9 protein-coding genes are annotated in these 12337 nt (G+C 31.6%); 3 read left to right on the top strand and 6 right to left on the bottom strand.

Translation table 11 applies throughout. The features are described from left to right. Positions 1 to 1009: 1009 nt before the first annotated feature. Entirely contained in the window at positions 1010 to 1489 is a 480-nt protein-coding gene (locus DT250_RS28355) for a CPBP family intramembrane glutamic endopeptidase (RefSeq protein WP_149214108.1), read from the top strand. Positions 1490 to 1913: 424 nt separating this feature from the next. On the opposite strand, the gene DT250_RS28350 is transcribed toward DT250_RS28355, so the two are convergent. From DT250_RS28350 to DT250_RS28330, 5 genes are all read right to left on the bottom strand, one after another. Beyond that, positions 1914 to 2324, bottom strand: coding sequence for a hypothetical protein (locus tag DT250_RS28350; protein ID WP_149214107.1), 411 nt, complete (start codon positions 2322 to 2324; stop codon positions 1914 to 1916). Positions 2325 to 2740: 416 nt separating this feature from the next. Further along, positions 2741 to 3154 carry a type VII toxin-antitoxin system HepT family RNase toxin gene (hepT, locus tag DT250_RS28345; protein ID WP_046956013.1) on the bottom strand — a complete coding sequence of 138 codons (414 nt, stop codon included), beginning with the start codon at positions 3152 to 3154 and terminating at the stop codon, positions 2741 to 2743. After that, positions 3144 to 3551, bottom strand: coding sequence for a type VII toxin-antitoxin system MntA family adenylyltransferase antitoxin (gene mntA / locus DT250_RS28340; RefSeq protein ID WP_046956012.1), 408 nt, complete (start codon positions 3549 to 3551; stop codon positions 3144 to 3146). Before mntA ends, hepT begins: the two co-directional genes overlap by 11 nt. A gap of 368 nt (positions 3552 to 3919) precedes the next feature. Further along, positions 3920 to 4267, bottom strand: coding sequence for a YxeA family protein (locus DT250_RS28335; protein WP_046956011.1), 348 nt, complete (start codon positions 4265 to 4267; stop codon positions 3920 to 3922). A 191-nt stretch (positions 4268 to 4458) separates the two neighbouring features. Continuing rightward, entirely contained in the window at positions 4459 to 6099 is a 1641-nt protein-coding gene (locus DT250_RS28330; RefSeq protein WP_149214106.1) for a S8 family peptidase, read from the bottom strand. A 352-nt stretch (positions 6100 to 6451) separates the two neighbouring features. Here DT250_RS28330 and DT250_RS28325 point away from each other — a divergent pair, with 352 nt between their 5' ends. Next, positions 6452 to 6919, top strand: coding sequence for an RsfA family transcriptional regulator (locus tag DT250_RS28325; RefSeq protein ID WP_149214105.1), 468 nt, complete (start codon positions 6452 to 6454; stop codon positions 6917 to 6919). Between the two features lie 161 nt (positions 6920 to 7080). Here the strand turns inward: DT250_RS28325 and DT250_RS28320 are convergent, their stop codons facing one another. After that, entirely contained in the window at positions 7081 to 8778 is a 1698-nt protein-coding gene (locus DT250_RS28320) for a helix-turn-helix domain-containing protein (protein ID WP_149214104.1), read from the bottom strand. A 1599-nt stretch (positions 8779 to 10377) separates the two neighbouring features. Here DT250_RS28320 and DT250_RS28310 point away from each other — a divergent pair. Continuing rightward, a complete protein-coding gene (locus tag DT250_RS28310) occupies positions 10378 to 12087 on the top strand; it encodes a hypothetical protein (protein ID WP_087983684.1) in 1710 nt (569 codons plus the stop codon). The last annotated feature ends 250 nt before the right edge of the window (positions 12088 to 12337 follow it).

Raw genomic sequence — 12337 nt, 5'->3', positions numbered from 1 at the left:
TACTAGTCATTCAATCAAACGTTCCAATTTTTTTCGTTTGATTGAGTTTCTTTCCTTTTATACTGATAGTTTCACTATAATTAAAGAAATAATTTAAAGTTTATTTTCTTCTTTTTGAAGCTCATTCTGATCTATTGTACAAATATCAGTTTTCCCATTTGCAATCGCATCCTTTTAATATATGTCCAGCTACTTCTGGAAATCTATTAAAAGGAAGACGTAATACTTCTACTACCTCATCTCTTCTATTCGTACTGATATTTTCTAAATTGATGTGTTAAAGGCTTTGCCTACAATAATTGCTATAAAATTTAATGGCCTACTAAGAATATGTTAAATTTCATATTTATCTTCTAAAAATTTTACATTAAATTTGTTGGAGTTCCTTCAGTGAAGATTTTTTATAATATCGTTAGTTTTAAATAAAGACAAGAATTTTTAAGAGCCTCATCTTTAGTTATCTTTATCTTGCACAACAATAAAATTTGAAAGTTTAATTCAATCTCCTATTTTATAACTTTTTTCCTTATTTTTCTATAACATTATAATATTTACCTGTACAATCTAAACTTAGACTCTTTTGGCCTTTACTCTTCAATTGTCTTAAATTCATATGAGGTAGCGCAGAAAGTAAATTTTTAATAAAAAACTTTTGTATTAAAAAATGCAAAAATACATACTCCTCCAAAACTATATGCACTTAAATATTCATATAGTAAAATAATCAGTACAAGCGTGTCCTATACAGCATATTTCCTTAACGGGCTTGATATTATATTCATCATAAAATTGGTGTGACCTTAATATCTCACTTAGCTCGTTAATATTTTGATATTAACAATATAGTGTTAATATCTCCCTACTTTATCGCTACACCTACATATAAGCCAAGGATTCAATTACAGAACGGTTTTCATCAATAGTAGACGAAAACATGTCAAACAAAAAGAGACTCAATTATTTATTACTTTTCATATAGATGTAATAAAAGATTATAGGAGAAATATATATGCTCAAAAAAATAAATAGATTTATGTTTGCTTTGCCTACAATTTCTTTTATTTTTCTTATTTTATTAGGATCATTTTTATTTGTAATACCATTAGATCTATTCTTACCTGAAATACAAAAAAACCCAATAACAGAAGCACCTCTTATTCTTCAAGTTTTATTAGGGGTATTAGCGGCACCTATATATGAAACAGTAGTTTTTCAAGTATTTTTATTTTGGCTATTAAGTTGGATTCCTTACATTAAAAATCGCGATTACCTTATCATTTTAATTGCATCAATTATATTTGGATTAAATCATCAATATGGAATCACTTATATAGTTGGTACAACCATAATTGGTCTTTTATATAACTATGCTTATTGGGTATATAAAAAAAAGAATGAAAAATATCAGGTTACAATGTCTGCTTTTTGGGTTGTGTTTTTGATTCACTTATTACATAATTCTATTGCTTTTATAGCATCAAATTTATAAATTTAAAGATAATATAGATTAATGAATTATGTTTGTACTTAGTTAAGGTAAAAGACACGAAATAAAGATTAGAGATTGCCCTGTCAGGTAGACAGTATTTTCAAAGCGCAACTAAGCCACCTGAGTCTATATTTGTATGGACTCAGGTGGCTTAATTTCTTCTAGTTCTTTAATACCTACCGTTTCGAATTATTTCATCAAACGACTTACAATAGGATATTAAATCTCTAATTCTTTCGCAACAGTTTTATCCCTTATACCTTCTTTTAAGTATAAACGCACTTCTCTTTCTTTGCATTTTGTATAACGAGTAATTCTAATTTAACCCATAGAAAAATCCCCTTCATAGTAAACAGGTTAATGTGTTTTCTTTTTCCTATCTACTATAAGGGGAGTATAGCATGACTTCTTTTTTGTAAAAGATCTAAGATTCTAGCGCAGTAATTAATTGCTGACGTTCTTTATCTCTAAAAATTTTAATTTCATGTTTAAACTCATAGTTTCCTTCTTCAAATCTAACCCATTCCTTACTTGTCCAATATACAACATCTACATTCGCATCTAAAATTACAGAACATATATCTACTAATTCTTCTTCGTAAAATGGCGCTTCTTTTGCTAGTTCAAAAGCTAATACTTTTGGATCGTTACTTTTAATTTGAAATTCCCTTGAAGTTTGCCCTAAATACTGCCATGGAGAATCTAGAGATTGCACATGAAAATTTTGAGTTTCTTTAAACTTTGATGGAGAATACATTGTAGCAGCAAATATAGGTTCACTCACTCCTATTGTTGCGCCGAAAGCAATAAAACCAATAATAAGTTTTTTAATCATTTTTTCAGCCCCTTTAATTATTTTGGATATGCTTCCTTTTTATACTACGTTTATATTTGTGTAAATGAAGATGATTTGACATGGTTCATCATTTTTCTCAAAAACTGTATATTAATTAACTGTTGTAAATTTACCAAAAACAAAAAAAGTTTCCATAAGGAAACTTTTTTGTTTTTGGTATACATTATATGTATAAAGATTAGTTTTAAAAATATTTACTTATTTGTTGATAAAATTGTATATGGAAATTTTCCCTACTATTATCTACACACATTTCATGCAAAACTTCACTACAACATGAACAAACTCATCTTATGACTACTTTTCTTCTTACGAAATTAAGTGATTGTTTCAATAGCTGGTTCGGGAGTCATAGAATTACTTTCTTTCTAAGCTCTATTATTCCGTTCTTTCGCCTAAAATTCCAATATCCCCATTACTTCTTTCGTAAATAGTTTAAAATCAGTTAAATGTTTTTCAATAATTTGACGAACAATATCTAAATTTACACTTTGATAATCATGAACAGCAATATTACGAAATCCAACCATTGCCTTTAACTTATTTGCTAGATCAGCGCTAAGTAATCCTGCTGTAACCAATAAATCAAAAGCCTCTCGACTAGATTGGGGTAGTCCCAATTTTTTCCCTGCAACAATATGCATCGCTAAATCAATACTTGCTTCACAAGCTCTTTGTATGTTCAATATTATTGAATCTTGTTTTGTAAAATCCTCTAAATTTTCGGGGTCATTTCCATACACATCTTGGATTCTTTTTATACAACGCTCTACTGTAGAAATTTTATTTAAAATAACCTCATTCTTCATATATAGAACCTCTTTTCTTTATATCATCAAATACTATCTGTCGTTCTTCATTCAATTTTGAATACATTTTTAAGGTTTTCATTTCAAAAATGACCTTACGTCTTTCATCCGAACAAAATATTGTCTTTCCTGTATGTATAATCTGAGCTTGAAAAACTGTAGAAGCTTCGGATAAATCAACTAAATCAACATCCTTATGAACAATGTTAGCTAACTCCTGTGCTAATAAAAAACGTTCATAGTTCCCTAAAGTTGTGTCACTTAAATAAGCTATATCAATATCACTATCTTCTCGTTCTCTGTTCTCAGCCGTTGATCCAAACACAATTATCCAATAGGGATTCACCGTCTCTTGTAATTTTTCTATAATAGCTGTTATCATGCTTTGAAAAATCATCTAATTAATCCCCCTTATTATACTTGAATTTTATTATATCATAACCAATCATAAATCCTTTAAACGACTACAAATCCTTAAACAAAATTAAGACTTTTTAGTACTTAACTCCTTACAAAATTAGAAGCTTATTTCTGGCCTAAAATTATTATAATTCAGGAGTAGGTATATTGTAGCTTTGGTTCTTAAATAATTGTTAATAATCCCACACTTCGCCTGTTAAATGCCTTTTATATTTTCGTCCTACAAAAGTAAAAGACTGACAATAACTGTCAGCCTCTTACTTTTGCAACTCTAAAAAACTTTAGCCTATTTCAATATACATTCTAATAATTTGAGCATATATTACTCTAGCAAGGAATTATATATTAATCCACCTTTAATTTTTCTTTTACCTTTGTAGGGAGTTCGTCTTTTTTAACTTCTTCCCAAGATTTCACACCTTTTTTCTCAGAGTAATATATACGTAAAAACGCTTTTTTACGAAGGTTTTTTAACGCTGTAAACTCCATTTCTTTCTCTTTACCATCCTTATCAAATCCAGCTAATTTATATTCGTAAGTCGTATCCCCATTTACATTTTTCTCTTTTAATTTTTCACCATCCTTGGTAATTTGCACATAATATGTATCTGTACCAAGACGATTTAAATTACACCCCGATAACAACACAGTAAACATCACAAAAACACTACACATAAGCACTATTCGTTTCAAATTATTCACCTCATATCTTTTCTCACAAAAATTATATCCTAATCTATTGGTTGCCAAAATTCATTTCCATTACGCTAACATTACGTTTTTGTAAGGTAGTAAAAATAGCATAATTAAAAGGATATGAATTCATATCCTTTGTTCTTATTGAGTAAACTATTTTGCCTCATTCTAAATAGGAGATATTTCTATTATTCTGGGAAAATGAAGTTAGAGTTTCCCTCACTATTATCGGAATCCTCTTTCGGGAACGTCATAGTGGAACCTTCATTCCCTTTATTTATTTCTTGCTCCTCAGGAAATACAATGGAAGAATCATTACCTAAGTTTGGTGAAAAACCAAGTTTAGATAAAATGGCTTTTAAGTCAGGTAAAACACCAATTTTATCAGAGATTGGATCGTTAGATTTCGTTCCAGTACTAGGGTCACTTAAGATATTCCTAAGCTGGCTTGGTGTATATACTTTTCCCAGATTATTTTTTGCAATTCCTTGAATTGATGCAGCAGCACCAGCAATAATAGGCGATGCACTAGATGTTCCAGCAAAACTAGATGTATATAGATTTGTTGTAAATTCACTTGGTTTAGCATCTGTTGTATCTACTGCATTCCCCCATCCATACACATCCACCCTACTACCATAATTAGAGAAATATGAACGTTTATGAGGAACCCTTGCAGAAGCTGCCCCAACCATAATTGCCCCTGAATCTTTAAAATCAGGACTATTACGATTTAAAACTTGTTTACCATTACGGTCTCTAAATTGATCTAAATCATTTCCGCCGTTTGCACCTGCTTCAATAATAATAATTCCCTTATTTGTTCCCAGACGAATTGCATCAAATAAATCCGGTTTTACTTCTACAGGAAAATAATTCTTATCTCCATATCCATCGTAAGTTGCTTGAGCTTCTAATAAAAGAATATCTCCAGCTTGCATATTGTTAACTGCACTTAATATAGCATCAGCTGTATTATAATTTCCGTTATCCCTAAACTGAGATACAACCTTTACCTTAGCTTTTGGTGCAATCCCAATTCCACCTATGTTATTATCTTCTGCCGAAACAATACCTAAGACTGAGGTACCATGATCATGGTGTTCACTCCTATTCTGTCCGGATATCAATTCAATCTTTTGATTCACTAAATCCTCATGACTAAATAACCAACCATACTCCATATCTACGAAAGTAGTTCCTTTTCCATCTCCACCTTTTATGCTCCAGGCATAAGGTGCATTAATTCCTAATGGTGCTGGTTCAAGGTAACCTTGTCTTGTAAGTCTAGGCTCATCATATGGATTAACAGATAAATTTGGTAAACGCTCTTCTGGTGGCGCCTCTTCCTCCTGTAAATACGCCGTTTCAACAAGAGATAATTTCCCGATTTTTGTAAGTAATGCTTGTACATCAATATCATCTTGAGTTTCTACAATATAATAGTTTAGCAAATTAGAAGAAATATGATCGGAATCTTTTATTTCTTTACCTAGATTTTTAATTTCTTTAGGATTTAAAGAACTAAAAAGTCGATTTATAGTTACATTTGGGTATTCAGCTAAAATTCCAATGAATTCAGGATCTTGTTTTTCTTCTTTAATGAATTTTTCTATTCCATCCTGATATGGTAAATTCGCTTCATTTTTAAATTTCAAAATTAATTGTTTAGTAACTTGCTTATGTATAGTAGAATTTAATTGCTTATTTGAATAATTGTAAGTAGCTGCGTAGGCAACTTCTGATTTTTCACTTGGAAGTAATCCGCCTACTCCATTAAATGCTGTTAATGCAATTGAAGAAACTAGAATTCCCTTAAAAATTTTCAAAACGTGCACCTCTTTAAATTAATATATGATTATAAAAAAATGTATATTACCTAATTTCTTTTATAAAAACGTTTTATATGTAGGACTATATTTTCAACTCCATTCATTCTTTAATACTTTTTTATACATAGTTAATACAACTAATTCATATCAACAATTTTATTAATTAGACCGCATAACTGTAACCATTATAGTTACACCTTTGCGAAATAGTCAACCTAAAATGCAATTTTGCATGTAAAATCATACATACTTCTATCAACTTACTCCTAATTATTTCAAGAAAAGTTGAGATTCTATCATTTGGAGTAATTGCATATATGTAATATAAAACATATAAGGAGGTTAAAATGTGGTAATCTCAAGACAAGACTCCTGGACTGAAGATAACGATTTACTTCTCGCATCAACAGTACTTCAGAATATTCGTAACGGTGGAACACAGTTAGCTGCATTCAAAGAAGTTGCAAAACTACTAGTTAGAACACCCGTAGCTTGTGGATTTCGTTGGAATTCCTATGTGAGAAAACAATACCAAGTAGAAATACAACAAGCAAAACAGGACAAAAAAATTGGAAACAACATTTCACTCTCCCCACCAGAAAAAGAAACAAACTCTTTGTCAATTACATTAGATGACATTATTCTCTTTCTACAAAATTATAAAGATGTGAATGAATTGACAAAGTTACAAAATCAAATTGAAGATTTAAAAGCTGAGAATCAATCTCTTCTACAACGTTTAACTATGTATGAAGAAGAATATCGTATGTTACTGAACCATATTGATAAGACAAGAAATTTAATTGCAGTGGATTAAACAGCATAACTATATTGATCATCTAGTAGGACTTTCGCCCTCCAAAATTATCATTAACAAAGAAAATTCAGGCTTTTATAATTGTATATAAGTAAAATACACATACATAATGTATGTGTATTTTTAATTTGACTATTATTAAAAGAAATATTTAGTCTATGTTACATCTTTTCTAATATTTCTTGTCTTTCACACCATTTCGTTAGCTTTTCTAATGCTTTTTTAGATAAACGTTTTGTTTTATAATTACAAAATCTCGATAATGTAGACGGAGAAATACTAATTTCATCTGCTATTTCACGAATGCTTACCTTTTTTTCATTGTGTACTTTCAGTATTTGGTCACGAATTTTTTTCTCTATTTGCTCGACCGATTCTACAGTCTTCTTTATCTCTTTAACAACTGTTACTTCAGGTAATTGTTCTTGAGGTTCTTCTATACTCTTCTTTCCAATTACCCTATCCATTGATTGTAGCATTTCTTCAGGTGGTAAAATCGTTATTCCTAAGTTAGTGTAATAATTTTTAAACCAATTACGTTTCCCAATTTGTTGTTCATCAAGTGGATCACTATACTCCCAATGAGAGATTACTTTTTCATTTTCTAAATCCATTAGAACATTTTCTAACTGTTCTCTAATACGATTCGGCTTCCAATCTTTTGGGATATCCATTACTGCTAGCAGCCCTTTGTCCCCACCTATAGAATATGGCTTTTTCAATGATGAATACATTTGTCTAATTCTCCATTGCCATGTTAAGTATCGAATTAACCTTTTATGATATTTGTGTCTATAACTATTGTATTCAAGTGCTTTTTTAGACAATAATGCTGTTGTATTATTTGATCCATATAAATAATTGGTTAAAAAGCTACCTGGCTTAATACGACAAGATTCAATACCCATATATTCATTCGTAACACTATGTCTCCACAATACAACCGAATCTAATACAAATAATCGCTTAACAACCTCACGCTTTAATTCTAGTCGTTCCCCTTCATCTTCACGATCATTTAATACTACGACTTCATTATCATCATTTAAATAGATAAAAATACTTGCTAAAGCGGCAATTCTTTTTGCTATTTTAATTTTATCTTCAGCTCGATAATATTCTTTATTTTTAACGACTGTCTTTGGAATGTTGCACATCTCTAAAACTTGCTCATATGAAAAATCAATAAACTCATCTGGAGATTTTGCTTCGTTGATCCACTGTATTGTAATTGCATCTAAACAATCTGCTGTTAAATCATCCATATTACTCATTACATCATCAACAAGGGTATTCCATCGGGCAGCTTCTTCAATATTTGTAAGTCTTAAATCCTCGTCTTTATGTGAAGAAAGTTGAGCCATCCCATTAGAAGACTTCGTTTCAATAGGATATTGTAAAACTTTGGTATTGTCATCCTCTTCAAATTGATTCTTTGCAATTCCATCTCTTAATTTATAATAAACAGCAGAGTTATTTACCTCGTAATAATCCTCATGGTTCACTATATTTGTCTGATCTATATTTTGATCATTTTCTAATATTTTGGAATTTGAAGGTGCTACATTTTGAAATTCTTTGTCTATAAATCCTTCAATTTCTTTATATATTTCTTCCTTATAGGAATCAATTTTGGCATAAATTTGTACTAATGTAGTACCGGATTCTTGCTTTTTTTCTAGCCAAGACACTAATGCAGTAAATGATGAGGAAGCATGAGGTGAGGTTAATACTTTATTATTATTGTTTTCAACATCTTTAAAGTATGCATTCCACTTATTCCATACTAGATCATTCGTTTTATAAATTGGCTCAGAGATTAACAAGGCATCTCGAAACATTTGTAATAAGTTATCCACTTTATATTCCTCCCTAAACCATGGATCATAACAAAGTAGTTTTTATCATAAAATTCTTTACTACTATTTTATTTAATCTATTGTAACAGATATTCATAAGATTTTGCGCCTTTCTTTCCTTAACCCTTTAACTTGCAACATCTTTGCTCTTTCTTTTACCTACTCTTCTTTACTTGCATTTCTTTTGCGCTTTGCTTTCCCTAACTCTTCAACTTGCAACATCTTTGCTCTTTTTCTTCCCTATTTCTTTCAACTTGCACACTTTTTGCGCTTTGCTTTCCTTAACTCTTTAACTTGCAACATCTTTGCTCTTTTCTTATCTATTTCTTTCAACTTGCATTCATTTTGCGCTTTGTTTTCCTTAACTCTCTCACTTGCAACATCGTTGCCCTTTCTCTTCCCTATTTCTTTCAACTTGCATTCATTTTGCGCTTTGTTTTCCTTAACTCTTTAGCTTGCAACAGTTTGCTCTTTCTTTTCCTTATTTCTCCTTACTTACATTCCTTTTGCGCTTTGCTTTCCTTAACTCTCTCACTTGCAACATCGTTGCCCTTTCTCTTCTCTATTTCTTTCAACTTGCACACTCTTTGCGTTTTGCTTTCCTTAACTCTTTAACTTGCAACATCGTTGCTCTTTCTTTTACCTACTCTTCTTTACTTGCATTTCTTTTGCGCTTTGCTTTCCCTAACTCTTCAACTTGCAACATCGTTGCTCTTTTTCTTACCTCTTTCTTTCAACTTGCACACTTTTTGCGTTTTGCTTTCCTTAACTCTTTAACTTGCAACAGTTTGCCCTTTCTTTTCCCTATTTCTCCTTACTTACAGTCCTTTTGCGCTTTGCTTTCCTTAACTCTCTCACTTGCAACACGTTTGCGGTATGCATGCCCTATTTCTTTCAACTTGCAACAGTATAATTTATTTCTCAACCAAGTAATGTAAAAAAATCATGCCATTTTAAAGTTTTTAAGCTATTTTTCTCATATTTTGAATAAGTTACATACATAAAATGCAACATGTTTGCGGTATCCTTTCCCTAACTTCCCTACCATTTTCACTCTAATCCTTTATATACCAAGGGTTTAGGTGCTTTTTCACTTACTTTTATACATATCACCCAACTTGCAACACGTTTGCGGTATGCATGCCCTTATTTTTCTCATAAGATGCAACACTGTTTGCGGTATCCTTTCCCTACTTTCAATCTACAAATACCAACAAGTCCTTTTATATCAAGGATAATCATTACAATTCATTTTTAAGGATTGCGTTCATCAACTTGCAACACGTTTGCGGTATCCTTTCCCTAACTTCCCTATCATTTTCACTCTAACCCTTTATATACCAAGGATTTAGGTACCTTTCCACTTACTTTTATACATATCACCCAACTTGCAACACGTTTGCGGTATCCTTAACACAAAAAAAAATCATAAAATTCTCTTATCCCTTGATACAACTAGCTTCATAAGCTGTTGCAAGTTGCTAATTTTCTTCTTAAAGGAGCACCTTTCGCCAATTTTCGGTTTGCTATAATCAAAATTGGTATATTTTATAGTATTCTGGCATACATTTCGAATTTTGCAGAACGGAGGTGAACAAGATGGGGAAATCATTTGTGATACGTAATCAACGTAGCTTAAATGGGAAAACAACTAATGCAGTGCTAGTAACATTAAAATCTTGGCAAAAATTTGTGGAAACATTTGAGGAGAAGTACTACAGCTATAAAGATACGTATTTAGAAGATATTCTGCAGCACATGACATACGAAGAACGTATTGCTGACGTAGAAGGCTTTGTCGAAAAAGCCAAGCCATCTTTTTCACGTCGCGCAATGTCTGCAATTGCAGAAAAAACAGGAAGAAAACATAAATTATACGGTATTACGAATGCTGATCTTGAAGTATTCTTGTACCTACATAAAAAATGCTATACAAATGGTGTCATTCCAAATGTAACAATACATATGATGTGGGAAGATTACAAGCAATATAAAGAAGAATTTGCTTATATCCAACACTCTCAATTCTATATCGCATTAAAGAAATTAAACTTACATAACGTTATTTCCATCGAAAATGGAGTAGATGGCCGTTATACAATCAAACTCACTCATTTTATGAATGAGGAAACAGAAAAAGCAAATCCTTACGTATATATTAGTCCTGTTGTATTTACAAAGGCTTTCTTTAAGCTATCTGTAGCAGCTAAGAAACTATTCTTAGACATCGCTATGCAACAACATACAGAAACAACTTTAAAACGTTCTTTGGACAAGCAGGATGAAAGAGGCAACAAAACTCACTTTGGTGGGATGTATCGTTTCTTACATAAAAAATATCCGCACCAAATTCATGCGGTTATCGAAGAATTAACAACTGCATTACCATGTACGGGGAATCCCCTATTCAAAATTTGTAAAATGCAAAAAGGTGTAAAGCATACAAAACGATATACAACCTTATACCTATCTATCCATTCAGACTTCTTATGTACGAAAGAATCTGGTGAACAACAACACAGGGATCCCTTTACACCAAGAGCTACCTATGCTCGTAAAGCGAAATTCATCGAATCAGTTCTACAAGAAATGAATATCGGTGAACTGTCTTCAGACATGAATAAGTTCATTCATGTATTAAAGCATACTTGTCATCGTCAAATTCGCAGTGTCATTCGAGGGCTTCGTGACATGGTTGATCGAAAAGAAGGGTATCCAACGAAAATTGTATATACATTGAAAAAACTATTGCATCAAACATCTCAATATCAAATTCTTGATACAGCAGCGAAAGAAGGCATCTACCCTCTTATTGCGCAGCACATACCAAAAGAGAGAAATAGTGACCGTGAGCAAGCTGTCTTTAATTTTGGTCTACATTATTCTATGTACTCTCTTCATACCATTAAGAAGATGTTTAAAAATGTGCATGCACTACTGAAGCAGAAGTTTGCAGTACCAGTGACGGAAGAGTCTTATCACCGCAATTATCTAAAATACCAGGAAGAAACGTTATTTAGAAAATATGCATATGATCAGGGAGTAAATCTCCATGCATATATCGCTTTAGAAATTGAAATGCGTGAAAAACTAAAAGTTCGTGGTCATAAAGAACGCACGATTCCAAGTGATGTGCGTGAATGGTTTATCGAGGCAATTGATAAGCTGCCACAAGAAAAACTTCGTGTTATTGAGCTACCAAAGCAGTTTAATTTACTAGAGTTTATGCGTACCTTCGAACGTTTAGTACGTGCTGGGGTAACAATAACAGATCCTAATCAGGTGCTAACCGCAATAGAAATAAAATAAAAGCAACAAGCTCTCTATTTTTGAAAAAATTAAAAGTAGAGGGCTATTCGTGTTTGTTTCATTAATACCCCTTCCCCACTACTCTATTTATACATACCAAATCAGAAGGACTGCATGTAAAATGGGGTCTTTTTTTATGCAATTCTATACAAATCTTCTTCTAGCTATACAAGAATCCCCACACTACACATTGGGTATTCTTCACGTGTAGTAAAATATTCGATTTTATACCTACAAAAAATCAGAAGGA

The sequence above is a fragment of the Bacillus sp. AR2-1 genome (assembly GCF_008368755.1).
GTDB lineage: Bacteria > Bacillota > Bacilli > Bacillales > Bacillaceae_G > Bacillus_A > Bacillus_A wiedmannii.
Note: the sequence above shows the minus strand (reverse complement) of the source record. Positions and strands in the feature narration are given on the sequence as shown.

Excerpts from the sequence above, each read along its gene's own strand:
- DT250_RS28350 (WP_149214107.1), bottom strand. The coding sequence starts at position 2,324 with ATGATTAAAAAACTTATTATTGGTTTTATTGCTTTCGGCGCAACAATA.
- mntA (WP_046956012.1), bottom strand. The coding sequence starts at position 3,551 with ATGATTTTTCAAAGCATGATAACAGCTATTATAGAAAAATTACAAGAG.
- DT250_RS28310 (WP_087983684.1), top strand. The coding sequence starts at position 10,378 with ATGGGGAAATCATTTGTGATACGTAATCAACGTAGCTTAAATGGGAAA.
- hepT (WP_046956013.1), bottom strand. The coding sequence starts at position 3,154 with ATGAAGAATGAGGTTATTTTAAATAAAATTTCTACAGTAGAGCGTTGT.
- DT250_RS28355 (WP_149214108.1), top strand. The coding sequence starts at position 1,010 with ATGCTCAAAAAAATAAATAGATTTATGTTTGCTTTGCCTACAATTTCT.